The sequence below is a fragment of the Pseudomonas sp. LBUM1660 genome, assembly GCF_059695935.1.
Genome location: NZ_CP166795.1, coordinates 3102099 through 3126545, shown reverse-complemented (window position 1 = coordinate 3126545; position 24447 = coordinate 3102099). Strand labels below are relative to the sequence as shown.

25 protein-coding genes are annotated in these 24447 nt (G+C 57.3%); 14 read left to right on the top strand and 11 right to left on the bottom strand.

The genetic code is table 11. The features are described 5' to 3' along the window. Positions 1-123 precede the first annotated feature (123 nt). Genes tssI through ACA068_RS14800 form a run of 4 tightly spaced genes read left to right on the top strand, consistent with a single transcriptional unit; the run spans position 124 to position 5526 of the window. Positions 124-3618, top strand: coding sequence for a type VI secretion system tip protein TssI/VgrG (gene tssI, locus ACA068_RS14815; protein ID WP_497310475.1), 3495 nt, complete (start codon positions 124-126; stop codon positions 3616-3618). After that, positions 3611-4264 carry a DUF2931 family protein gene (locus tag ACA068_RS14810; RefSeq protein ID WP_497310474.1) on the top strand — a complete coding sequence of 218 codons (654 nt, stop codon included), beginning with the start codon at positions 3611-3613 and terminating at the stop codon, positions 4262-4264. The genes tssI and ACA068_RS14810 overlap by 8 nt, the downstream gene beginning before the upstream one ends. Continuing rightward, complete coding sequence (locus ACA068_RS14805) at positions 4261-4935, top strand: DUF2931 family protein (RefSeq protein WP_497310473.1); 675 nt, start codon at positions 4261-4263, stop codon at positions 4933-4935. The genes ACA068_RS14810 and ACA068_RS14805 overlap by 4 nt, the downstream gene beginning before the upstream one ends. 57 nt (positions 4936-4992) lie before the next feature. Further along, positions 4993-5526, top strand: coding sequence for a hypothetical protein (locus ACA068_RS14800; RefSeq protein ID WP_497310472.1), 534 nt, complete (start codon positions 4993-4995; stop codon positions 5524-5526). A gap of 75 nt (positions 5527-5601) precedes the next feature. Here ACA068_RS14800 and ACA068_RS14795 read toward each other — a convergent pair whose 3' ends face one another. Then, complete coding sequence (locus ACA068_RS14795) at positions 5602-5898, bottom strand: hypothetical protein (protein ID WP_497310471.1); 297 nt, start codon at positions 5896-5898, stop codon at positions 5602-5604. Between the two features lie 508 nt (positions 5899-6406). Between ACA068_RS14795 and ACA068_RS14790 the strand changes: the two genes are divergently transcribed. Both ACA068_RS14790 and ACA068_RS14785 read left to right on the top strand, forming a co-directional pair. Continuing rightward, entirely contained in the window at positions 6407-6673 is a 267-nt protein-coding gene (locus ACA068_RS14790) for a DUF2790 domain-containing protein (protein WP_497310470.1), read from the top strand. A 90-nt stretch (positions 6674-6763) separates the two neighbouring features. Further along, positions 6764-7159 carry a hypothetical protein gene (locus tag ACA068_RS14785; protein WP_497310469.1) on the top strand — a complete coding sequence of 132 codons (396 nt, stop codon included), beginning with the start codon at positions 6764-6766 and terminating at the stop codon, positions 7157-7159. On the opposite strand, the gene ACA068_RS14780 is transcribed toward ACA068_RS14785, so the two are convergent. After that, a complete protein-coding gene (locus tag ACA068_RS14780) occupies positions 7156-7431 on the bottom strand; it encodes a DUF1652 domain-containing protein (RefSeq protein WP_497310468.1) in 276 nt (91 codons plus the stop codon). The genes ACA068_RS14785 and ACA068_RS14780 overlap by 4 nt on opposite strands. 383 nt (positions 7432-7814) lie before the next feature. Between ACA068_RS14780 and eco the strand changes: the two genes are divergently transcribed. Both eco and ACA068_RS14770 read left to right on the top strand, forming a co-directional pair. Continuing rightward, positions 7815-8297: a serine protease inhibitor ecotin gene (gene eco / locus ACA068_RS14775; RefSeq protein ID WP_497310467.1), complete on the top strand. Its 483-nt coding sequence runs from the start codon at positions 7815-7817 to the stop codon at positions 8295-8297. 48 nt (positions 8298-8345) lie between these two features. After that, complete coding sequence (locus ACA068_RS14770; protein WP_497310466.1) at positions 8346-8681, top strand: DUF2834 domain-containing protein; 336 nt, start codon at positions 8346-8348, stop codon at positions 8679-8681. Between the two features lie 118 nt (positions 8682-8799). On the opposite strand, the gene ACA068_RS14765 is transcribed toward ACA068_RS14770, so the two are convergent. Beyond that, the gene (locus tag ACA068_RS14765) at positions 8800-9723 is read right to left on the bottom strand and encodes a magnesium transporter CorA family protein (protein ID WP_497310465.1); all 924 of its coding nucleotides are present in this window, start codon (positions 9721-9723) and stop codon (positions 8800-8802) included. A gap of 7 nt (positions 9724-9730) precedes the next feature. Continuing rightward, positions 9731-11305, bottom strand: coding sequence for a RimK family ATP-grasp domain-containing protein (locus ACA068_RS14760; protein ID WP_497310464.1), 1575 nt, complete (start codon positions 11303-11305; stop codon positions 9731-9733). A gap of 92 nt (positions 11306-11397) precedes the next feature. On the opposite strand from ACA068_RS14760, the gene rimI reads away from it, so the two are divergent. Beyond that, positions 11398-12495, top strand: a complete 1098-nt coding sequence (rimI, locus tag ACA068_RS14755; protein ID WP_497310463.1) for a ribosomal protein S18-alanine N-acetyltransferase — start codon at positions 11398-11400, stop codon at positions 12493-12495. A gap of 118 nt (positions 12496-12613) precedes the next feature. Here rimI and ACA068_RS14750 read toward each other — a convergent pair whose 3' ends face one another. Next, a complete protein-coding gene (locus ACA068_RS14750; RefSeq protein WP_497310462.1) occupies positions 12614-13765 on the bottom strand; it encodes a PQQ-dependent sugar dehydrogenase in 1152 nt (383 codons plus the stop codon). A 51-nt stretch (positions 13766-13816) separates the two neighbouring features. Next, on the bottom strand, positions 13817-14164 hold the full coding sequence (locus ACA068_RS14745) for a hypothetical protein (RefSeq protein WP_497310461.1): 348 nt from the start codon (positions 14162-14164) through the stop codon (positions 13817-13819). A 191-nt stretch (positions 14165-14355) separates the two neighbouring features. Here ACA068_RS14745 and ku point away from each other — a divergent pair, with 191 nt between their 5' ends. Further along, entirely contained in the window at positions 14356-15204 is an 849-nt protein-coding gene (gene ku, locus ACA068_RS14740; RefSeq protein ID WP_497310460.1) for a non-homologous end joining protein Ku, read from the top strand. 120 nt (positions 15205-15324) lie between these two features. Here ku and lpxO read toward each other — a convergent pair whose 3' ends face one another. Continuing rightward, on the bottom strand, positions 15325-16224 hold the full coding sequence (gene lpxO, locus ACA068_RS14735; protein WP_497310459.1) for a lipid A hydroxylase LpxO: 900 nt from the start codon (positions 16222-16224) through the stop codon (positions 15325-15327). A 495-nt stretch (positions 16225-16719) separates the two neighbouring features. On the opposite strand from lpxO, the gene ACA068_RS14730 reads away from it, so the two are divergent. Both ACA068_RS14730 and ACA068_RS14725 read left to right on the top strand, forming a co-directional pair. Then, the gene (locus tag ACA068_RS14730; protein ID WP_140668786.1) at positions 16720-18309 is read left to right on the top strand and encodes an ABC-F family ATPase; all 1590 of its coding nucleotides are present in this window, start codon (positions 16720-16722) and stop codon (positions 18307-18309) included. Positions 18310-18573: 264 nt separating this feature from the next. After that, positions 18574-19761 (top strand): MFS transporter, encoded by a 1188-nt coding sequence (locus ACA068_RS14725; RefSeq protein WP_497310458.1) that lies wholly within the window; start codon positions 18574-18576, stop codon positions 19759-19761. A 175-nt stretch (positions 19762-19936) separates the two neighbouring features. Here ACA068_RS14725 and ACA068_RS14720 read toward each other — a convergent pair whose 3' ends face one another. Both ACA068_RS14720 and ACA068_RS14715 read right to left on the bottom strand, forming a co-directional pair. Beyond that, positions 19937-20974, bottom strand: coding sequence for an alpha/beta hydrolase family protein (locus ACA068_RS14720; RefSeq protein ID WP_497298975.1), 1038 nt, complete (start codon positions 20972-20974; stop codon positions 19937-19939). A 168-nt stretch (positions 20975-21142) separates the two neighbouring features. Further along, on the bottom strand, positions 21143-21754 hold the full coding sequence (locus ACA068_RS14715; RefSeq protein ID WP_077747806.1) for an FMN-dependent NADH-azoreductase: 612 nt from the start codon (positions 21752-21754) through the stop codon (positions 21143-21145). A 130-nt stretch (positions 21755-21884) separates the two neighbouring features. On the opposite strand from ACA068_RS14715, the gene ACA068_RS14710 reads away from it, so the two are divergent. Both ACA068_RS14710 and ACA068_RS14705 read left to right on the top strand, forming a co-directional pair. Then, complete coding sequence (locus ACA068_RS14710) at positions 21885-22793, top strand: LysR substrate-binding domain-containing protein (protein WP_109630931.1); 909 nt, start codon at positions 21885-21887, stop codon at positions 22791-22793. Further along, complete coding sequence (locus ACA068_RS14705; RefSeq protein WP_497310457.1) at positions 22790-23149, top strand: MmcQ/YjbR family DNA-binding protein; 360 nt, start codon at positions 22790-22792, stop codon at positions 23147-23149. The genes ACA068_RS14710 and ACA068_RS14705 overlap by 4 nt, the downstream gene beginning before the upstream one ends. Before the next feature lie 11 nt (positions 23150-23160). On the opposite strand, the gene ACA068_RS14700 is transcribed toward ACA068_RS14705, so the two are convergent. Beyond that, positions 23161-23592 carry a DUF1294 domain-containing protein gene (locus tag ACA068_RS14700; RefSeq protein ID WP_497310456.1) on the bottom strand — a complete coding sequence of 144 codons (432 nt, stop codon included), beginning with the start codon at positions 23590-23592 and terminating at the stop codon, positions 23161-23163. Next, positions 23589-24419 carry an undecaprenyl-diphosphate phosphatase gene (locus ACA068_RS14695; protein ID WP_497310455.1) on the bottom strand — a complete coding sequence of 277 codons (831 nt, stop codon included), beginning with the start codon at positions 24417-24419 and terminating at the stop codon, positions 23589-23591. The genes ACA068_RS14700 and ACA068_RS14695 overlap by 4 nt, the downstream gene beginning before the upstream one ends. Between the last annotated feature and the right edge of the window lie 28 nt (positions 24420-24447).

Genomic DNA, 24447 nt, shown 5'->3' with positions numbered 1-24447 from the left:
CCGTGTATCTAAGGGTTTTCCCGATAGCCCAACGCATCCACGCCTACGGCATTTGCGCCTTGAACGAGGCGGTTTAATGCTGCACCATCCGCACCAGCTTATTCAAAGGACGGAATTCAAGGCATGCTGGACGCGAACGCAACCCATATTTCCCTGACGCTGGAAGGCGTTTCCGTTGACCTGCAAGTGCTCAGCTTCGTCGGTCGCGAAACCCTCAATCAGCCGTTCTGTTTCGACATCGAACTGGTCAGCGCCCGCCCTGACCTTAAACTCGAAGAGTTGCTGCACAAGCCTGGCTCCCTGACCTTCGGCGCCACCGGCAAGGGCATCATCCACGGTCTGGTCTATCGCATCGAGCAAGGCGACTCCGGCAAAAGCCTGACGCGCTACAGCATCAGCCTGGTTCCGCAACTCGCTTACCTGCGTCACAACCATGACCAGCAGATTTTCCAGCATTTAAGTGTGCCGAAGATCATTGCCCAGGTCCTCGAAGCACGCGGCATCCTGGCCGATGCCTACAGTTTTCAGCTCGGCGCGATCTACCCCGAGCGCGATTACTGCGTGCAGTACGACGAGTCCGACCTGCACTTCATCCAGCGACTGTGTGAAGAGGAAGGCATTCACTTCCACTTCCAGCACAGCGCCAGCGGCCACAAACTCGTCTTCGGCGATGACCAGACAGTGTTCCGCAAGCTCTCGCCTGTGGCCTACCAGCAAGACTCCGGCATGGCCGCCACGAAACCGGTGATCAAGCGTTTCAACCTTCGCCTTGAAACCCGCACCTCCCGCGTCAGCCGCCGCGATTACGACTTCGAAAAACCAAGCATCCTGCCCGAAGGCGCCGCCAAGAGCACCTTCGCGCCGGACCTCGAAGACTACGACTACCCCGGCCGTTTCCTGACCCGTGAGCGCGGCAAACAACTGGCGACCCGCGCACTGGAACGCCATCGCAGCGATTACCAACTGGCCGAAGGCAAAGGTGACGAACCCACTCTGGTCAGCGGCCACTTCATGGCCCTGAGCGAGCACCCGCGCGCCGAATGGAACGACCTCTGGCTGTTGCTCGAAGTCGTGCACGAAGGCAAGCAACCGCAGGTGCTCGGCAAAAACGTCACCAGCGACGTCACCCACAACAAAGACGATTTCCATCAGGGTTACCGCAACACCTTCCTCGCCACCCCGTGGGACGCGCACTTCCGCCCTGCCCTCGAACACCCGAAACCGAAAGTCCTCGGCAGTCAGACCGCCATCGTCACCGGCCCGCCGGGCGAAGAAATCCACTGCGACGAATACGGCCGCGTCAAAGTGCAATTCCACTGGGACCGCGACGGCCAGGCCAACGACAACACCAGTTGCTGGCTGCGCGTCGCCACCGGCTGGGCCGGCAGTGCCTACGGCGGCATCGCCATCCCGCGCGTCGGCATGGAAGTCCTCGTCACCTTCCTCGAAGGCGATCCCGACCAACCGCTGGTCACCGGCTGCCTGTTCCACAAGGAAAACGTCGTCCCCTACGACCTGCCGGCAAACAAGACCCGCAGCACCTTCAAAACCCTGAGTTCACCGGGCGGCAAGGGTTACAACGAGTTTCGCATCGAAGACAAGAAAGGCGCGGAACAGATCTACCTGCACGCCCAGCGCGACTGGGATGAAAACATCGAGCACGACCAGAAAATCCGCATCGGCAATGAACGCCATGACACGGTCGAGGCCAATGTTTTAAGCGAATTCAAGGTTGAAGAGCACCGCATCACCCATCTGGACCGCAAGACCGAAGCGCGGGCGGATGATCACCTGACCGTGGCGGTGACCCAGCATTTGAAGGTGGGGACAGCGCAGTTTGTCGAGGCTGGGCAAGAGATTCATTACCACGCTGGCGAGAAGGTGGTGGTTGAAGGCGGCATGGAACTGACGGCCAAGGCTGGCGGGAGTTTCGTCAAGGTTGATGCGGGGGGTGTGACGATTAGTGGGGCTGAGGTGAAGGTGAATACCGGGGGCTCGCCTGGGGTGGGTTCCGGGATTCAGATTCTGCCGCCGATCACGCCGGGTGCGGCCGCTGCTGCCCTTGCAGGGAAATTGCTGAGTGCTCCGCCGGTTGGCAAGTTCAATGCGGTGGCTGATGAAGCGCCTAAAGCTGCGCCACAGGCGGTGGAAGAAGAGCTTGAGGAAGAGGAGGAAGAGGTTGAGCTGGAAGATATTACCTTGCGAGTTGGGGTGTTCTTCGACGGTACGGGCAACAACCGCAACAACAGTGAACGCGTCTTTGGCTGCTTTGCGCCGGATGTAAACCTGGAGGAAATGGCAGAGGATATCCGTCAGTTCTGCGCCTCCTATGGTTATGACGGTAAGGGAAGCTCCCCGGACAATAGCTACGGGAACGATGTCAGCAACGTGGCAAGGCTATATGACCTTTACGTAAACGATGCAGATAAGACCCTGCCCATTGATGCCAAGACAGCGAGCTTGCCAGTTTATGTAGATGGCATCGGTACTAGCAGTACCGCGCAGGACTCTACATTTTCGCAAGGCACAGGCTTGGGCGCGCAAGGCGTCCGGGCGCGAGTTGAAGAAACTCCACAGCTGCTTCTTCGGGTGATCCGTACCTTCCAAGACAACAATCCCGATAAACGTGTGGCAAAAATCGAGTTCGATATTTTCGGGTTCAGTCGCGGCTCAGCAGCAGCAAGGGACTTTGCAAATGAGGTGTTAAAAGGCAACCAAAGCATCCTTGCCAAAGCGTTGCCAATCGGGTCCTCGGTATTATCTGACAGCTTTGCCTGGCAGCCACAAACAGATGTATCTATAAATTTTATCGGCGTTTACGACACCGTCGCTGCCATTGCCAATCTCCTGGTAGGAGACCTTGACGGGAATAACGCCTACAACCCAGGCATCAACATCTTTGTGGCATCAGATGCGGCTAAAAAAGTCGTCCAATTGGTCGCCCGAAATGAACGTCGTTATAACTTTGCCCTCAATAGTCTTGGTGCGGCGGATATTATTTTGCCGGGCGTGCACTCGGATCTAGGAGGTGGCTATTTACCAAAAGCAGTGGAACGCATCCTGCTTAGCAAGCCGCGTAAAAGCGAGATTGAAGAGAAAGTTCCTTTCACTCAAGCCAATAGTTACAAGCTCGCCCAACAGGACTTGAGAAGGTTTCAAGACCAATTGTCCCAATATCACCTTTCGTTGGAGGTCCGGACATGGGAGGTTCCGTTTCGGAGTACTGAGAAGGGCAATCAAAAAGACATGAAACACGTTTATGCTGCGGTCAGCAGCCAGCGAGAAGTCCGCAGTGATCTGTCCTTGATCTACTTTCGGATTATGCGCAAGCTGGCCGTGGAAAATGGAGTACCATTTGACGAGATTGACGAAAGTGAACCGCGACTTGCATTACCTGCAGAACTCATTCCTATTTCCGAAAAACTGATGGAATACGCCCTGGGGAAAAGCAAAACAACAGGACTTACTCCGCAGGAGGAGGAACTGTTGTTCCAGCGTTACGTTCATTTATCCGACAACTGGAATGCTGCCAAAAATCGAAACAATAGCGACCTGAATATAGTATTCATTAATCGACCAGACGAAAACTACGTACGCACGGTGCACCCAAATGAGTAATTTTATACGTGTCGCTATTGCCGCTTTGCTGCTCAGTGGCTGTGCGCTCGCCAATAGTCAGTCAATGCCTTACAAATCCTGGTACTTAGGGTTCTCGGCCCCCGACTACATGGAGGTTTGGATCGAAACAGCAGATGTAGTCGATATTCAGGAACAGCTGTATCCACGTGCGATGAGTGGGAATGCAGCCATACTAAGGCCCCCTAACAACTCGGGGGACCCCAAAGGCTGGCCAAAAAGAGCGAGCATCGGAAAAGGTAAAAATGTAACAGGGGCAGATTTACCCAAAAAAATTTATGTCCGATGGCAGTCGCTTGCCGAGCCGCAAACTTACCAAATGGTAATTAACATACCGGAGGCAACTCAGGAAATCATGCGCAAGGGGGAAAAGGTTTTCTGCGCAGCTGACGGAAGATGGATCACCGGATATCGGGACTCAGTCGCTATCATGTTGGTTCCGGGAGGTATCGCTAAAGTCTGGGTAGCCGGTCCCTGCATGACACCGATCGAAATTACTAGGGTGAAAGCCGAGATTGCTCCTCTTGGTCCGTACGGGGGAGAGTCTGGAGGTAAACATCGCCCGCTTTCGGCAGTCTCCAAAGCCTATGTCGAAAAATTTGGTGTGCCATATGACTCTTGGAAATGACCAGCCACAACATCCTAATGTGTAAATTTGTTCATATTGCCATCGTGGCATTGTTGCTCAGCGGCTGCACATTTGCCAATAGCGAGCCCTTACCCTACGACGCTTGGCGCTTGGGCTTCTATGAGCCTAGCTATATGGAGGTCTGGATCGAAACAGCTGACGTCGTAGATATGCAGGGTAACGTTTATAGACGCGCCATGAGTGGAAACGCTGAAATGCTCAAGCCCTCGAACAATACCGGTGACCCTAAAGGCTGGCCTGCAAGACCAGGCTGGGGGAAAGGCAAATATGTAATGCGGGCGGACCTGCCGAAAGTAATCTATGTCCGTTGGCAATCGCTGGTCGAGCCCAAAACCTACAAAATGGCTATCGATATTCCTGAGTCAACCAGAGAGATCATGCGAAAGGGTGAAAAGGCTTTCTGTGCCGCCGATGGGAAATGGATTACGGGTTACCGCAAGGCAATTGTTGTAGGTCTGGCCCCTGGCGGCATCGCCAAAGTCTGGGTAGTCGGCCCGTGCTTGACGCCAATTGAGGTTACGCGAGTACAGGCCGAAGTTGATCCTCGAGGGCCATATGAAGGGGAATCCGGGGGAAAACACCGCCCTCTGTCAGCTTTTTCAAAAGCCTATGTCGAAAAATTCGGTGTTCCGTATGGCTCTTGGGAATAACGGCACTGCCCGGTACTTCAAGCATTGCTCCAATGCGAATGCTGAGCCTGACATTAAGTGAAAAAAGCGTGCTGGTGTTTAATCGCGGCGCTGCTGGCGAATCCCGCATTTGCTGAGGCACAGCGGTCAATTCTCAACTGTCCGTTATCCGATGGCACAGATATCTCCTTGCTGGCAGAGGTAAACGCTGATGGCCAGCGTCTACTCGTAAATGTCGATCAAAAAACGTCGAATGCTTTCACCGATATGCCTGACTCCGACTTTGTCGGGGAAGTCGTCTTGGCCAAGTGCGCGTCCTCTAGTCTGATATTTGTCATGGACTGCGGCTCACCCTATTTGAAGGGCGTCGTTTTACGCAAAAATCCGGTCAGTCATTCAATCGAGCGAATCGATTTTGCCGAGAAAGCCCTGCCCCGTTATCTTTATTTGGGGCAACATCAGATGAGGCTGGTCATTCCAAATATCGGGAATGAAGTCTCCACGAAGTTTTTGGTTTATGACTATGTCGCGGGCAAAGGTCAGCCGGACGAGGCTGCCGGTAGTGACGTCGTACCTAATGGCCGTGGCTTCAAGGTCGTACACCTCAAGTAGGCATCAAATAGATAAAACACCCTGCCATAACAAATCCAGCGCCTACGGGCGCTGGATTGTTTGGAGTTTCAGAGGTCAAACAGGCGCCTTCCACCCCATCATCCGCTGCTGAGCCACCTGCAACAGATCAAAACCATCCTGAGTCAGCAGATAAAGCGCATGGGTAATGTGCGGGATATCTTGAACATCCCCGTGCTTGAAGCATTGGCAGTGAAGGGTTTCAAGTAACTGGCTGGCGGCCCGGACCCGCTGTAAGGCGGCTTCGAGAATGTCTTGGGGATTGGCTTCGGTGTCAATCACCAAAGGACTTGAATCGGTAACGTTGCTGTTGATTGAACGGTAGCGATCGGGAAACGGGTTTAGCGTAGGCATAGTAATTACTCGGGTATTAATTAGTAATCGCCAGCACCGTGACCAAACGGTGGGAGGCGGCTGTGTACAGGCTTGGTCAACCGACAACACCCAATCGGCTCGCCCTAAGGCGTCCCGCACACAGCCACCATTGCAACGCACCACGAGGACGTAGAAGTCCGCGGCGCGAATCATGGCACATATATGTGCGGTGTTATCAGGTGACCAAACCTGTCCGCTGATTTTGCAGCGAGCCCAAACAGTAAACGCCGCACCCCATCCGGCGAAAGTCGACAAGGCGTCTGACCTTGTAGGACCAAGCCGAAGATCCCGTAGATCGTTTCCCACGTGAAACCTCTGACAGAAACACCCTCGCGACAGGCGGCGCTCAGCCGGGTTAACCATCCGTTAACCCCGCGGTCCAAAACTTTACTGGACCGCACGCCCTCAGGTTCCTCTGACGCCCAGTGCGGCAGGTTCGACGCTCAATCCGTCGGGCTGACTCAATGTCTGCACTGGAGATTGCCACATGAACATCCGCACCCTGCTGATCACTTCCGCCCTCGCCTGCACCGCATTTACCGGTTTTGCGCTGGCCAACGACATGTCGTCCTCACAAGCCACCCCCTATCACTACGGTATGCCGTTGAACATCGGCAAAGTGGTTGCCCTGACTGAGCCGAACACACCGGAATGCAAAGTGATCACGGCCCAAATGAAGTACATCGATACATCAGGTAAACCTGAAGAAATCAGCTATCAGAAGCTTTCCGACGCGTGCAGTTATCAGAACTGACTGAAAGGTCTGATTTAATACTTTGCGGTATTCCTGTGAGGGGTTCTGGCGCTATGCTCAGCGCTTCCCTCACTGCCGCAAGGATTCGCCATGCAGTTATCGTTTCGCACCGTGTCGACCTTCACTTCCCTTTTGTGTTTATTGCTGGCCCTGGCCTGGGGTTTGATGCCGGACGATTTGCTGGCGATCTGGAGTATTGAGTATTCGTCAGCGGCAGGTTTTGTGGCGCGGCGCAGTGCGGTGCTGTTCGCCGCGTTGGGTGTGATGTTTTATCTGGTTAGAAACGAGGCGCCGTCCGACACTCGCAATGCGCTGAGCACCGGGTTCACCGTGGGTTGTTTTGGATTGGCGATACTAGGTTTCGGCGAATGGCTCAATGGCCATGCCGGGCCAGGTATTTTGCTGGCAGTGGTGGTTGAATCAGCGCTGGGACTGGGGTTTGTCCAGGCCCGGCGCGTGTCAGCAGAACTCGAAACCGTGGGTTAAAGCGCTTTCTTATCCAGGTGCAGAGGCTGAGCATCGACCTGGGACCGGCGAATCATGTCAGAGCGTAACTCGGTGATCAGGTCGTTGATTTCACGACAACCATTCAGGTGCTTGGCATTGATCCCGGTCACCACCAGATCGAGGTGATCGGTCTGACGGTCTGAATACACCTTGATGGTCATCGACAGGTCCGGCGACAACGTGCATTGACAACGTTTGGGCAGAAAACTGCTTTCAATGATGTTGCGTAGTTCCAAGGCAGAAAGAAACATGGCGACCCTCTCCTGATTGTGAAACTGCCAAAAAATTCAACGTCGGTCCGTGCTGAAATCTCCCGCGTTTCTTCCTTATGCAGGGTTTCTACTCTTCAAGCACCAGACCGTCCTCGCCTTCTGAGCTGACTCGTTAATGTCCGGCCAACTTAAGATCTGCTTGAGCATAAAACATGCCGCAAATTTCGCCGTGCAGTTCATCGGTAATTCAATGATTTAACGGACATGCCTGAAAATGGCTTCATGCAATCTGCAAGAAAGGGCAGCTTCAGCCCTGCAATTTGCATACATCCCCGAGCAGGTTTGCATTGGTGGCTGTCGACAGTAAGAATGCGCCTGTCAATCCAGTATCCGCTGACCCTACTCACACGCAAGGAGGCAACATGGGTTCTTTGACCTGCATCACTACCGTCGGGCTGATTGTTGCCACTCTTTCGAGCTTGGCCCATGCGGCGAAGCTCGAAACCGTCGCGCCGTTTCCCAAACCCGAGAGCGGTTTTACCCGCCAAGTCATTCATGTAGCGCCGCAACCGCAGGAAGAAAACTTCCAGGTCGAGGTGCTGGCTGGCAAGACGCTGACGGTGGACTGCAATCGCCAACGCCTGGGCGGTATCCTTGAGGAAAAAAACCTTGAAGGCTGGGGTTATCCCTTTTACCGTCTGGAAAAAGTCATTGGCCCTATGAGCACGATGATGGCCTGCCCAGACGGCAAGAGTAAAAAGGAGTTCGTACCGGTGGTCGGTGACGGCTTCATGCTTCGCTACAACAGCAAGTTGCCGATCGTGCTCTATGTGCCCAAGGACGTCGAGGTCCGCTATCGGATCTGGTCGGCGTCGAGCAAGGTCGAGAAAGCTGTTCAGGAGTAACCAAGACGCCCGCTGCCCCCTCTGCTGATCATCCCAAGGAAGGAAACCATGAAGTCTGTCGCCCTGCCCCTCATTGCCTTGATCGCCTTTGCCGGCTACACCGTTTCCGTGATGCTTCAGGCGGAGCAGTCGTTGATCGACTTTGGCATCGGTTTGATGTCTAGCCCGGATACTGCGCAGGTGGTGATTGATCTTTATCTGCTGGCGACACTTGCGGGCGTCTGGATGTACCAGGATGCGCGCAAGCGTGGGCAGTCGGGGTTGTCGGTGATCCCGTATCTGCTGATCACGGCGGTTTTCGTGTCTGTGGGGCCGTTGTTGTACCTCGTGGTCCGGGGGCTCAAAAATCGTAGGAATTGCGGTGATGCACGCCAGCAAGCTTGATCCAAAGTAGTGTTGTGATGCTGATAGAGCTTGGCAGGCAAGCCTCGCTCCTACATTGGAATGCATTCCCCTGTAGGAGCGAGGCTTGCCCGCGAAGGTGGCCTGACAGTCGACATCGTTATTTCGCCAGCCGCCTGAGCCCAAGTACCATCGCCCCCGCCCCAATCATCATCGCCGTCAGAAACAACGGATACGAAACCCACCACGGTGTGCCCGCCGTCATCATGCTGAACTCGGACATGCCGCCAATACTCGCAATCAGGTTCAGCGGCAAAAACACCACGTTGATTAACGTCAGTTTGCGCAGCAGGTTGTTCATGCTGTTGTTCATCAGGTTGCCCCGGGCGTCGATCAGCCCGGAGAACACCGTGGAGTAGATCTCCGCCTGTTTGTAGCACTGGTTGTTTTCAATGATCAGGTCGTCGATCAGGCCGATGGCTTCGGCGCTGAAGTGTTCCTTGGCCGCGTGGTTGCGCAGCCGCGTCAGCACCGCGCCGTTGCTGTGAATCGCGTTGATGTAATAGATCAGGCTTTCGCTGAGGTTGAACATCTGAATCAGGTGCTGGTTCTGCATCGAGGCGTTGAATTTCTGCTGCAACTCCCGGGCAACCAGCTTGATCACCTTCAGGTGACCCAAATAGTGATGGATGTTGTTGAACAGCAGATCGAGCAGCACATCCAGCGGCGTGTTCAACCGCTGCCGGGTGCCGAGCCCGTGCAGCGGCGCATCGTCGGTGGCGATCACCAGTAAGCGCTGCGCAGAAAACAATAGGCCGCAGGATGACACTTCAAAGGCCAGGCTGCCGGCGCCGGAGTAATTCTCCGGGCGCTTCCAGATCAGAAACAGGTTGTCGGGGTGGAACTCGATGCGTGACACCTCATCGGGGTCCAGGGCCGACGCCAGGGCGTGCTCATCAAGCTTGAAGTGGCTGTGCAACAAATCCCGCTCGGCGGCATCGGGGTTGCTGAACAGCATCACCTCGGCATCCAGACGTTCTACCGACTGCAGCGCCCCGTTGGCCAGTTGAAAGCTTCTGATCATCGGCCGTTCACCAGGCCTGGCCGCGACGTTTCAGTTCCAGGCGACGGACGAACTCTTCCAGTACCAGCGAATACAAATCGTCCTGCAAGTACGCATCTTCAATGCCGGCGTCCATGTTCGGGTTGTCGTTGACTTCGATCACCACCACCTTGTCGCCAGACTGCTTGAGGTCCACGCCGTAGAGGCCGTCGCCGATCAGGTTGGCGGTTTTCACGGCCAGGTCCACCACGGCGCGCGGGGCTTCATGGACCGCCAGGGTGCGGCATTCGCCGTTGATGTCCTGGCCCTTGGCCTTGTGGTTGTAGATTTGCCAATGGCCCTTGGACATGAAGTATTGGCAGGCGAAGATCGGTTTGCGGTTGAGTACGCCGATGCGCCAGTCGTATTCGGTGTAGAAAAATTCCTGAGCCAGCAACAGCACCGAGTGTTCGAACAGTTCGGCGGTCGCTTCAAGCAAGGCTTGCTGGCTTTCGACCTTGATCACGCCCCGGGAAAAACAGCCGTCGGGGATCTTCAGCACCAAGGGAAAGCCCAGGCGTTCGCCGACCCTTTCGAAATCTTCCGGTCGTTCCTTGTAGAGGATTTCGGTGGCGGGCATGCCGAGTTGATGGCTCTTGAGCAGGTCAGTCAGGTAGACCTTATTGGTACAGCGCAGGATCGACGCCGGGTCGTCCATCACCACCAACCCTTCGCTCTCGGCTTTTTTGGCAAATCGATAGGTGTGGTTGTCGACGCTTGTGGTCTCGCGGATCAGCAGGCCGTCGTATTCGGCAATTCGTGCGTAGTCCTTGCGCTCGATCAGCTCGACGTCAATGCCCAAGGTCTTGCCGACGCGCACGAAATTATCCAGTGCCTTCGCGTTGGAGGGCGGCAAAGCTTCTTGCGGGTCATGCAGGATAGCCAGGTCATAACGGGCCAGCCGTCGGGAGCGCGGCACACGCCAGATCTTGCGACTGAAACTGTCCAGGGAGTTGGCGAATTGATCTTCCTGATCTTCGCGCAACTTATGCAAGGCCCCGGACTTAATGCCTTCGATGTGCCAACCATTTGTTCGGCGGAACTCAACTAACAAGATCGGACATGGAAACACTTCAAACAACTGACGCGCCAGGTCCTGCAAGGGTTCTATATTGGTTTTGCCGAAGTACAACGTCAGGGTAAAGCCTTCGGTGTCGCTGTAGAGGTGGTTGCTGAGGGCTTTTTCCAGCGGTTTATCCAGGTCATCGAGGGCCAGGCCGTACAGGGATTTCTTGGTCAGCTCACTGATGGTCCGCACCGACGGAATGACCTTGTGTCCCCGCGCTTCAGCCAACAACGAGCAGTAATAGCCGTGCCCCAGGTACTTGTAGCTGCGGCACAGGTTGATCACCTGGACCCGCTTGCCCTGTTCGTTGTCCCGCGTCTGCTCGAGGTATTCCTGGGCGGTGACGATGTCCTCGCTGGGGAAATACGAGGCCCAGTCTTCCTTGCGTTCGACGATGATAATCAACTGACTTGAAGTTCTGCCTGCGTCATTTAAATAAGTTGCTGCCGGCAAAGTTTGCTCGGATACTTCGCGCCAATGACCTTGTACCGCTGACATAGTGATTGATCCGTTGGAGAACAAGACCTTTCCTATTAAGCACGAACTTTTTCGAAAGTCCCGTTTCGTTGCGCAACTTTTACGGCGGTCATATGAACACTGTCTTTCGCTTGGCGGTAGTTGACGACTTACCCGCACTGCTGGAACTCGAACAGCAATGTTTCACCACGGACCGGCTCAACAGTCGCAGCTTTCTGTGGATGATCACTCGGGCGCACGGGCAGCTGTTGGTGGCCCAGCATGGAGAGCAATTGGTTGGTTATGCGGTGGTGCTGTTTCACCGGGGCACTTCACTGGCGCGGCTTTACTCGATTGCGATTGCGGCCGAGGTGCGCGGCAGCGGACTGGGTAAACAGTTGCTCGAACGCATCGAATCCTGCGCCCTTGAACATGATTGCGCCTACTTGCGGCTTGAAGTGCGGATCGACAACCCCGCGGCGATTGCCTTGTATGAGCGCAATGGTTACCGGCGTTTCGCGCTGATCCATGATTATTACCAGGACCATGCCGATGCGCTGCGCCTGGAAAAGCGCATTCTTGAACACCGTGATTCGCGCAACATCCAGGTCCCGTGGTACCGGCAGACCACCGATTTCACCTGCGGCCCGGCCTGCCTGTTGATGGCCATGGGGGCGCTGCAAGGTGATCGATGCCTGGAGCGTCGCGAAGAACTGCAAATCTGGCGTGAGGCGACGACGGTGTTCATGACCGCAGGCCATGGCGGCTGCAGCCCTCAAGGCCTGGCGCTGGCGGCATGGCGCCGGGGTTTTCGGGTGCGTCTGCAACTGAGCATGGAAGGGCCGCTGTTTCTCGATGGCGTGCGCGATGAGCATAAAAAAGACGTAATGCGTTTGGTGCACGACGAATTCACCACGCAGCTACTCGAGACGGATGTGGAACGAGTGATCGGCGGCCCGCTGAACCTCCCTCGGCTACTGGACGATGGCGGACAACCGCTGGTGCTGATCAGCAGCTATCGGCTGACCCGCTCCAAGGCGCCGCATTGGGTGATCGTCACCGATTGCGATGACGAATTTGTCTACCTGCACGATCCGGATGTGGACCACAGCCAACATCGCCAGCCGATGGACTGCCAGCATTTGCCGGTCAGCCACGGGGAGTTCGACAAGATGTGCAGCTTTGGCCGGGGCAAGTTGCGGGCAGCGGTGATTATCTACTGCCGAAAATAGACCTGTGGCGAGGGAGCTTGCTCCCGCTGGGTGCGAAGCGCCCCATTCAAGCGACTGCTCCGCAGTCGGACGGGAGCAAGCTCCCTCGCCACAAAATCCCCAGAGAGGTCGAATCGGGTTACTTCAGGCCGATTTTGTACAGCCCGCCGTCGTCCTCATCGGTCAGCACATACAAGTAGCCATCCGGCCCCTGTCGCACATCGCGGATGCGTTTGTTGAGTTCGCCGAGCAAGCGCTCTTCGTGAACCACTTTGTCGCCATCAAACTGTAAGCGGATCAACTCCTGACTCACCAGCGCACCAATGAACACGTTGTGCTGCCAGACCTTGAAGCGATCAGCGTCGTAGAACGCCATGCCGCTTAGGCCGGGGGACTTTTCCCAGACATGGTGCGGCCCCACGGTGCCTTCAGCGGTCTTGCCCATGGCTTCCGGGATCGGTTGGCCGGAATAGTTGATGCCGTGGGTCGCCAGCGGCCAGCCGTAATTCTTGCCGCGTTCGATGATGTTGATTTCATCCCCTCCCTGCGGGCCATGCTCGTTTTCCCAGAGCACGCCAGTCCATGGATTGAGCGCCGCGCCTTGTGGATTGCGCTGACCATAGGACCAGATTTCCGGGCGCACGCCGGACTGACCGACAAAGGGGTTGTCGTCCGGCACCTTGCCGTCAGGGTAGATCCGCACGACCTTGCCTTGCAGCTTGTCGAGGTCCTGAGCCGTCGGCCGATCGTTGTTTTCGCCCAAGGTGATAAACAGGTAGCCGTCTCGATCAAACACCAAGCGTGAGCCGAAGTGGTTGCTGACCGACAGCTTGGGCTCCTGGCGGAAAATCACTTTGAAGTCCTTGAGGGTTTTCAGATCCTCGGACAATTGGCCTCGCCCGACCGCCGTGCCGGCCTTATCGCCCGAACCACCGCCCTCGGCGTAAGCCAGATAAACCGTGCGGTCCTGCTTGAAGTCGGGCGACAGCACCACGTCCAGCAAGCCGCCCTGCCCCTTGGCCCAGACCTTTGGCACGCCATTGATGGGTGCCGAAAGCTTGCCATCGTAATCGACCACCCGCAGGTTGCCGGGCCGTTCGGTGACCAGCATGCCCTTGCGATCGGGCAGGAACGCCAGCGACCACGGATGCTCCAGCCCCTTGGCAACTTGCCAGACCTCAAGGGTGCCCTGCTCGCTTTTCATATCCTGGGGCGGTGCCGCAAGAACGGGTGCCGTGGCGCAGATCAGTGCGCTGGCGCAGAAGGTGGCCAAGAGGGTTTTACGCAACATGCACGATTCCTTTTGTCGTTCGAATGGCTGGCAAGAACGCTGTCCTGCCGTTCAACGGTTGTTGGTGTCTGCATCTCGATGAGGCGGATTGGGAATGAACTTGGGCGGGCTGGCGGGAGCGGTTCGGTCCTGGGGATAGCGATTGCCGATGCCGCCGTTATCAAGGGTCGGTGGACGGGGCACCGGGACAGTATTTGGCCCGCGAATGACCGGGGCTGCGGGTTGTGTGCCTTGCATGCTATTGGGATTGGCCCGGCGGATAGGGCTGTTGTAGGGGTTACTGGAATTGCCCGTGGGGCTCTGGGCCAGCAGCATTAACGAAGGTGGCGATGCCTGGGCCAGCTGACTCATCAGGCCACTGAATGCCAGTACGGTGCAGGCGAGCACGAATCTGTTCATGGGAGGCCTCTGGGCCAGCGTGGATAGAATCTTCGATAGCACGCTACGCCCGGGGTTCGGATTTGTTAACTAAAACCTCTTTCATAAGATGTAACACCAGTTGACGGCCCAGCAGGACCGGGCCGCAGCCCGCTGAAACTTTTGCGCCGCGCGGCGGGTCACCTGATCACATCACTCGCGAGTAGACGACCATGGCACGGGCAATCTGGAAAGGCGCAATCAGTTTCGGGCTGGTGCATATCCCTGTGGCGCTGGTTTCGGCGACGTCTTCTCAAGGGGTGGATTTCGACTGGCTCGACAGTCGCAGCATGGACCCGGTGGGTTACAAGCGCGTCAACAAGGTCACCGGCAAGGAAGTCACCAAGGAGCACATCGTCAAAGGTGTGCAGTACGAAAAAGGCCGTTACGTGGTGCTCAGCGAGGAGGAAATCAAGTCGGCGCACCCGTTGTCCACGCAGACCATCGACATCTTTTCCTTTGTCGACGCCGAACAGATCCCCCTGCAAAACATCGACACGCCCTACTACCTGGCGCCGGATAAACGCGGTGGCAAGGTCTATGCGCTGTTGCGCGAAACCCTCAGCAAAACCAATAAAGTCGCCCTCGCCCACGTTGTACTGCATACCCGCCAGCACCTGGCGGCGCTGATGCCGCTGGAATCGGCGATGGTGCTGGTAATGCTGCGTTGGCCGGCGGAAGTGCGCAGTCTGGATACTCTGGAGTTAGGCACTGAAGTGACCAAACCCGAACTGGCCAAGGGCGAACTCGATATGGCCAAACGTCTGGTGCAGGACATGAGCGCAGACTGGAAACCTGAGGATTACCGCGACAGTTTTGAAGACAAGATCATGGCGCTGGTCGAGAGGAAGGCGAACGAAGGCAAGATCGAGGATGTGGAAACGGCGACGGGTGAAGAGGAACGCAAGACGGCTGATGTGATTGATTTGACTGAGTTGCTTAAACGTAGTCTGGGTGGCAAGAGTGCCGGCAAGGCCAAACCGGCGGCGAACAAAAAAGCCACGAAGACGTCTCGTGGCTGATTGTTGTATTTGCAGTGAGTCTAACGGCCCCTTCGCGAGCAAGCCCGCTCCCACATTAGATCGCGGTCTACTGTGGGAGCGGGCTTGCTCGCGAAGGGACCATACGCTGCAACACACCATTCAGATCAATACAAAGACCGCCAGCAACCCACCAAAAATCGCCCACTTCTCAAGGTAGTAAAGTTTGCGATTACGCTTCTTCAGCGCCTTGCCCCGCAGCCGAATCGAGTAGATTTTGGCAAACAGGCGGTTAATACCACCGGTCTTGTCCCCCGCATCATTCGGCGCGCCCGCCGCTGACATCACGTTACGGCTGAACCAGCCATTGAACGCCGCCGCCCAGCGATACTTCATCGGCCGCTCGACGTCGCAGAACAGAATGATGCGGTTCTGCTGGGTGGTGTTTTCGGCATAGTGAATGAAGGTCTCGTCGAACATCACCGCTTCACCGTCGCGCCAGTGGTAGTTCTCACCATCAACGTTAATGTAGCAACCGGCATCGTTGGGCGTTTCCAGGCCCAGGTGATAACGGTAAGAGCCGGCGTAGGGGTCGCGGTGGCGGACCAGTTTGGAACCCGGTGGCAACTCGGCGAACATCGCGGCTTTGATCGACCCGATGCTTTGCACCAACTCAGTGGTGCGCGGGCAGAGTTTCGTTGCCGAAGGATGGCTGTCGCCGTACCACTTCAGATAGAAACGCTTCCACCCGGTCTTGAAAAATGAATTGAAACCGACGTCATCGTATTGGTTCGAGCGCTTGATCTCCCCGGCCCGGAGCAGGTTCTGGCCTTCCTCGCGAATTTCTTCCCAATGCGCCTGCAACGGACTCAGGTCCGGGAAATCGGCCGGATCGAGATAAGGCTTGTTGGGGATTTTCGAGAACAGATAAAGGAAGCAATTGATCGGCGCCAGAAAAGACGAGTGATCGCTCAGTTGGCGGCCCAACTTGTGGCGCACCCGCCCACGCAGGTGGACGTAGGCAATGGATACAACGTAAATAGCGGCAATGATCAGTTTCACAGAAATCGTCACACGTCAGAAATGAACAAACTGCGTCCCCCGCCCACCCAGCGGCCCAGGGATTTTGCACAGCGTCTGAATACGAAAAAGCGGTCCAGGTGGCGCGTCCTTGAGCCTCTGATGAGGGTCGGCGTCAGGTGAAAAGTGGCATATTAGTCTCATTTTGTAACCAATAGTTAACCTTCAAATGTGAAAATCTGTCCGTTGATGCCACCAAAGCGCCCGTGCGGCCTCAACGCCCTATCGTTTAAAGAGCCAGACCAGTACAATCGCCGCCAAACATTACGCGCCCCCCTTGGTTGATGACGGGAATGAACCCCGTCTCAGCGCACTTCGACTCGGGCCAAGCGCTCCAACTGCTGCTGTCCACTTATTGCCAGATGGACCTTCCGCTTCTGACCGGGATGCATTTCCCGTGGTTCGGATACCGGAAACGGGTACTGAATCGGTACTGCCGCAACCCTAGCTACTCTGAATGCTTCGCAGGAAAAACCTTTGATCTCTACAGCTAACATCACGATGCAGTTCGGCGCCAAGCCGCTATTCGAAAACGTTTCGGTCAAATTCGCCGCGGGCAACCGCTACGGTCTGATCGGCGCCAACGGTTGCGGCAAGTCGACCTTCATGAAAATCCTCGGTGGCGACCTTGAGCCGTCCGGCGGCCAGGTCATGCTCGAACCGAACGTGCGTCTGGGTAAATTGCGCCAGGACCAGTTCGCCTACGAAGAATTCACCGTCATCGATACCGTGATCATGGGTCACGAAGAGCTGTGGAAGGTTAAAGCCGAGCGCGACCGTATCTACTCGCTGCCGGAAATGACTGAAGAAGACGGCATGGCCGTGGCCGAACTGGAAACCGAGTTCGCCGAAATGGACGGCTACACCGCCGAATCCCGTGCCGGTGAATTGCTGCTGGGCCTGGGTATCGGCATCGAGCAGCACTTCGGCCCGATGAGCGAAGTGTCCCCGGGCTGGAAACTGCGCGTATTGCTGGCTCAAGCGCTGTTCTCCGATCCTGAAGTGCTGTTGCTCGACGAACCGACCAACCACCTGGACATCAACACCATCCGCTGGCTGGAAAACATTCTGACCCAGCGCTCCAGCCTGATGATCATCATCTCTCACGACCGTCACTTCCTGAACAGCGTGTGCACTCACATGGCTGACCTCGATTACGGCGAGTTGCGTCTGTTCCCGGGCAACTACGACGAGTACATGACCGTGGCGACCCAGTCCCGCGAGCAACTGCTGTCGGACAACGCTAAGAAGAAAGCGCAGATTTCCGAGCTGCAATCGTTCGTCAGCCGCTTCTCGGCCAACGCCTCGAAAGCCAAGCAGGCTACTTCCCGCGCCAAGGCGATCGACAAGATCCAGCTGGCCGAGGTCAAGCCTTCGAGCCGTGTGAGCCCGTTCATCCGCTTCGAACAAACCAAGAAGCTGCACCGCCAGGCGGTCATCGTCGAGCGCATGGCCAAAGGCTTCGACGGCAAGCCGCTGTTCAAGGACTTCAGCTTCCAGGTTGAAGCTGGCGAACGCGTCGCGATCATCGGCCCGAACGGTATCGGTAAAACCACCCTGCTGCGCACCCTGGTCAACGAACTGACCCCGGATGCCGGCACCGTGAAGTGGACCGACGCCGCAGAACTGGGCTACTACGCCCAGGACCACGCGCACGACTTCGAAGACGACTGCAACCTGTTCGACTGGATGGGCCAGTGGACCCAGGGCGGCGAGCAAATCGTTCGCGGCACCCTCGGCCGCATGCTGTTCTCCAACGACGAGATCCTCAAGTCGGTCAAGGTCATCTCCGGTGGTGAGCAAGGTCGCATGCTGTTCGGCAAGCTGATCCTGCAAAAGCCGAACGTGCTGATCATGGACGAACCGACCAACCACTTGGACATGGAATCCATCGAGGCGCTGAACCTGGCGCTGGAAAACTACCCGGGCACGCTGATCTTCGTCAGCCACGACCGCGAGTTCGTATCGTCCCTGGCCACCCGCATCATCGAGTTGAGCCCTAGCGGCGTGATCGACTTCAGCGGTACTTATGATGACTACCTGCGTAGCCAGGGCGTTGTGTTCTAAGCGTTCGCTATAAATGAAAAGCCCTGTCCTTGTGACGGGGCTTTTTGCATTTCAGGGTTGTAGGAATGCGTTGGTACTGAGGGCCTCTTCGCGAGCAAGCCCGCTCCCACAGGGGACGCATTTCAAGGTGGGAGCGGGCTTGCTCGCGAAGAGGCCCTCAATAGCACAGCAAAATTCGAGGCCCGATATAGTTAGCCTGCTTCCTTTTATTTCCCACCCAAGCCATGATGCAGCTCTCCCACCGCCGCCCGCGAACGAGCCGTCATGTCTGTGCAGCAACTGCCAACGCAAAGCTCCATGGCGATCACCCAGCAGATCGTCTCCATCGTTTTCTATACGTTTATTGCCTTCCTTTGCATCGGCCTGCCGATTGCGGTGATACCTGGCTATGTCCATGAACAGCTGGGTTTCAGCGCGATCATCGCCGGGCTGACCATTGGCTCCCAATACCTGGCCACCCTGCTCAGCCGCCCCATGGCCGGGCGAATGTCAGACACCATCGGCACCAAACGGGCGATTGTTTACGGCCTGTCGGGGATTGTGCTGAGCGGTATGCTGACGTTGATTTCAACCTTGCTGCAAAGCTTTCCACTGCTGAGCCTGTTGATCCTGATCGCCGGACGCTTGTTGCTCGGCATCGCCCAGGGCTTGATTGGCGTGGGCACGATCAGTTGGTGCATGGGCCAGGTCGGTGCGGAGCACACCGCGCGCTCGATTTCGTGGAACGGCATTGCTTCCTATGGCGCCATTGCGATCGGCGCGCCGCTGGGCGTGGTGATGGTCGCCGAGTACGGTTTTGCCAGCCTGGGGATCGCGCTGTCACTGCTGGCCCTGGCCGCCTTGTTGCTGATCCGCAATAAACCCTCGGTGCCGGTGATTCGCGGCGAACGCCTGCCGTTCTGGGCGGTGTTCGGACGCATCGCGCCATTCGGTGCCAGCCTGAGCCTGGCCTCCATCGGTTACGGCACCCTGACGACCTTTATCACCTTGTATTACGTCAGCCGTGGCTGGAGCGGCGCGGCCTATTGTCTGACGGTTTTCGGGATCTGCTTTATTTTGTCGCGCTTGGTGTTTATCTCAGCGATCAGCCGTTTCGGCGGTTTCACCTCGGCGATTGCCTGCATGAGCATTGAAACGGTGGGCCTGGTGATGCTGTGGCTCGCACCCTCCACCGCCTATGCGCTGATCGGCGCGGGCCTGGCCGGTTTCGGCCTGTCGCTGGTGTATCCGGCGCTGGGGGTTGAAGCGATCAAGCAAGTGCCCAACTCCAGTCGTGGCGCAGGTTTGAGTGCTTATGCGGTGTTCTTCGATCTGGCACTGGCGATTGCCGGGCCGTTGATGGGCGCGGTGGCGTTGAACCTGGGGTATTCGTGGATTTTCTTTAGTGCGGCGCTGTTGTCGGTGACCGGGCTCGGCTTGACCTTGCTACTCAAACGCCGCGCAATGGCCTAATCGGGCGCTATCTCTGTAGCAGCTGCCGAGCCTGCGAGGCTGCGTTCGACTGCGCAGCAGTCGTAGAATCTGCACCTACATTTTGTCTGAAACACCGCGAAGCTCGATTTCACGACTGCTGCGCAGTCGAACGCAGCCTCGCAGGCTCGACAGCTGCTACACAGATGGGTGGCGATTACTGATCCGCGGTCTGCATCCCGGCCCGAGTCGGCTTTCCCAGTGCATGCGAGAAGAACCGCCCGGCTTCGGACACCATGTTGCGATGGATGTCTTCGCGGTCGACGCCGTCGGCATCGGTGCACAGCGCCGGCATGGCGGCGATCTGCTCTTCGTTGCACGGCGCCATGAACACGAAGTGCCCTGCCCCCGCCAGCAATTTGAAGTCCGGTGCGATTGGCAGTTTGCGCGCCAGGGCGGCGGCATTTTTGTCGAACGCCACCAGTTTGTCGCCATCGCCGCTGTAGAGCAGCACTGGCACATGTACGTCAGCCAGGGTGTGGCGGCCGAATTTCAGGCTCAGCGGCGCCATCAGCAGCAAGGCATGCACGCGCGGGTCCGCCACGGGTTGCAAGTCATCACGGTCGACAATCAGCTCGCCTTGGGTGTTGCAGGCATCGCGGTCGTCCGGGCGTTCCTGGCAGTAACGGCGCAGACGATCCAGGTCAGGCGTTGCGCCGGACAGGATCAACGCGGTCTCGCCACCCGCCGAATAACCGATCACGCCGACCTGGTCGGCATTGACGAAAGGCGCGAGCATGCGATCGCCCAGGGTCGCGGTAATGGCCTCGGAAATCTGGATGGGCCGGCCGTAAAGGTTACTCAACGTACCAAGACGGCTGTGGTCTTTGGAGTTGTCACCGGGATGGATCACCGCGACCACCACAAACCCTTTGCGCGCCAGCGAGGTGGCGAGGTCGTGCAGCGCCAGAGGGGTTCCGGTGTTGCCGTGAGACAGCATCAGCATCGGGAAACGGCCCATGGCGACGCGGGTGTCCTCGCCTGCCTCGACTGTGTAACCCTCGATTTTGCTGGTATGTTCCCGGTCGCTCGAGGGATAGAACGCGATGGCGCGCATCGGCTGCAAATCCAAGGGGTCGAGAAAACTCATCTCATGGAAGCCGACGCTCCAGTGAGGATGCGGCGCAGGCGCGGCGTGCACTGAATTCAGGCTGCTGAGCAGGCATATCAGAAACGTTGCACAAAGACGCACCATGGGATGCCCCACCTTGTCACTGAACCGGAGTCGGTAACCCTCGACTGCATAACCCGGGCCACAATCTGTAATGACCAGAAACAAAAAACTCCGTATCTGGCACTTGCGTGATCAGAATACAGAGTTTTTGGGGTGGTGCTTGAGCTGTTTGAGCTCTTTACGCAAGTCTTACGCGGCGGCGAACAGTTGCTCGCTGATTTGCGTGTGAGCATCGCTCATGGCTTTGGTGCGCACTTCGTCACCGTAGGCCAGGCCATGGGCGCGAACAAACTCAATGTCGGTAATGCCGATGAAGCCGAACAGCACCTTCAAGTACTCTTCGTGCGCAACGCCAGTCGCCTGACCGGCATGCAGACCGCCGGACGTCGAGACGATCACGACTTTCTTGCCACCGCACAGGCCTTCAGGGCCGGCTTCGGTGTAGCGGAAGGTTTGACCGGCAACGGCGATGCGGTCGATCCAGGCTTTGAGTTGGGTCGGAATGGTGAAGTTGTACATCGGCGCTGCAATAACAACGGCGTCGGCGGCGAGGAATTCGGCCAGGGTGGTGGCGCTCAGTTCGGCTTCGTGCTGTTGCGCGGCGTTGCGCAGTTCAGCGGTGGTGCCGGCGGCAACCAGGGTGGTGGCGGAGAAATGGCTGATGGCATCGGCGGCCAGGTCGCGGTAGGTCACCACCGCGGTTGGCTCAGCGGCTTGCCAGGCTTTGACGACTTCGCTACTCAGCAGACGGGAAGCCGAGTTGTCACCAAGAATGCTCGAATCGATATGCAACAGTTTCATAAGGGATCTCCAGGTGAGGATCGCCACCGGGCGATCTGATGGGGATGATCCTACAGATGAAACCAATAGCTGATTAGCCCGCAACAATGCGATAGTTCGTCCCACTGATAGAACAATCGGATTTCCAATCATGCAAGACCTCAACGACCTCTACTATTTCGCCAAGGTGGTCGAAGCCGGCGGCTTCGCCGCAGCCGGGCGTTTGCTGGGAATTCCCAAGTCCCGGTTGTCGCGACGCATTGCCGAGCTGGAAGAACGCCTCGGCGCACGCCTGCTGCAACGTACCACCCGGCAGCTCAAGTTGACGGCGGTGGGTGAACGTTACCTGCGGCACTGTCAGGCGATGCTGCTGGAAGCCGAGATGGCCGATGAAGCCGTGGCCAGTATGTCCAGCGAACCCCGAGGACGCTTGCGGGTGTCCTGCCCCGTCGGGCTGGCCCACGAAATGCTGCCGACGGTGATCAGTCGATTCCTCGAAAAACACCCCCAGGTACAACTGGAAGTCATGCTGCTCAATCGCCGGGTCGACCTGGTGACCGAAGGCGTCGATGTCGCCCTGCGTGTCCGTGAGTTGGGCGATGAAGATCCGCTGCTGGTGACCCGTCGCTTGCGCCAGGCGCAGATGGCGATGGTCGCCAGCCCGGCCTTCCTGCACGGCCGTGAGATCAACCATCCCGAAGACCTGAAAACCTTGCCGGTGCTCGGCGCGCTGGAAGCCGACCGCATGGTGCACATTCGCATGCTCGATCAGCAGGGCAAAAGCTACGACTTGAGCCTGGAAGCTCGATTGGGCATCGACGATTTCATCGTGCGCAAGGCCTGCACGCTCGCCGGCCAGGGGTTCACCATGCTGCCGATGATGTATTGCGAACAGGAACTGGAAAATGGTTCGCTGGTGCAGCTACTGCCCGACTGGTCGTTGCCTGGCGGCTGGCTGCAAGCGGTCTACCCTCATCGGCGCGGGGTGATGCCGGCCGTGCGGGCCTGGATCGACCATCTGATCGAATCATTCAATGCCTGTGGGGACCGATTGATATGAAGGCTGGACGCATGAGCGAAGAGGACGTCGCGCAATTCTGTCTCGCGCTGCCCGGTGCGCGGGAAGACTACAAATGGGGAGGCGTTCGAGTGTTTTCGATTGCCGGAAACAAGATGTTCGCCTTGCAGAACCTGCGCGGCGACTCCTTGGCGTTCAAGGTCGACAAGGATCTGTTTCTCGGGCATTGCGACCGCCCGGGCATTCACCCGGCGCCGTACCTGGCGCGGGCTCAGTGGATCATCATGCAAACGCCCTACCCGCTGGGCCCCGAGGAACTGCAGGCGTTGCTGAAACGTTCCCACCAATTGGTGGTGAGCAAGCTACCCAAGCGCACCCAGGTCAGCTTGCTGCTTTAAAATCCTTTCTTTTAGAACAATGCAAACAGATGGGCGCCGAGGAACAGCTGGTCGATCCAGAACACCTGGTGCATCAGCACAATGAGCCAGAACACCAGCTGAAACGAGACCTTGCGGGTCTTGTGCCGAAACACTTGCTGGGCCAGCAAGGCACCCGGCCAACCGCCCGCCAGCTCCACCGCGTGCAACACGTTCTCCGGTGTCCGCCAGCTGTCGGCGCGAGCCTTGCGCTTGTCGCTCCAGTACAGAAAGAACGCCAGCACGCTGACGATACCGTAGGCCGCAAGCGGAATCAGCGATACCCCCTGCAGCCACAACGACATCGAGCCCGTCAGCGGCAGCGCGCACAGGATCGCCAACACCAGCAGTTTCAGCCGAGGATGCTGGACCCGCTCGCCCCCAGACCTGCGTCCGGGGTTGTTGCGCGCGCTGGAGTCATTCATGGGCGTGCGGCGGCCCAATCGACCCAACCGAACTGCCAGGTGGCCAGGATGAACAGGCCGAACGCGATGCGATACCAGGCGAACGCCGCGTAGCTGTGAGTGCCGATGAACACCAGCAAGCCTCTGACGGCAATCATCGCGAAGATGAACGCGGTGACGAACCCGATCGCGAACACCGGAAGATCAGCCGGCACGAACAGGTCGCGGTATTTGTAGCCTGAATACACCGCCGCACCGACCATGGTCGGCATCGCCAGGAAGAACGAGAACTCGGTGGCCGTCTTGCGCGACAGCCCGAACAACAAGCCGCCAATGATGGTCGAGCCAGAACGCGAGGTCCCGGGAATCATGGCCAGGCACTGGGCGAAACCGACTTTCAAGGCGTCTTTCCAGGTGATTTCGTCGACCGTGTGGGCATGCACTTCGTGCTGACGCTGCTCCGCCCACAACATCACGACCCCACCCACGACCAAGGCCGTGGCTACGGTGATCGGGTTGAACAGGTATTCGTGGATCAGATCGGCAAAAATCACCCCCAACACCACTGCGGGCAGGAAAGCGATCAACAGGTTTGCGGTAAAACGCCGGGCGTTTGGTTGTGTCGGCAAGCCGACGACCACGTCGAAGATCTTGCGGCGAAACTCCCACACCACCGCAAGGATCGCCCCGAGCTGGATAATGATATTGAAGGCCATGGCGCGCTCGCCACCAAAGTTGAGCAAGTCCGCCACAATGATTTGGTGGCCGGTACTGGAAATGGGCAAAAACTCCGTCAGCCCTTCTACAACGCCTAGAATCAATGCCTGCAAGGCGGTCCAAAGTTCCATCAATCCCCCAAAGGCGATGCGCCAAGGC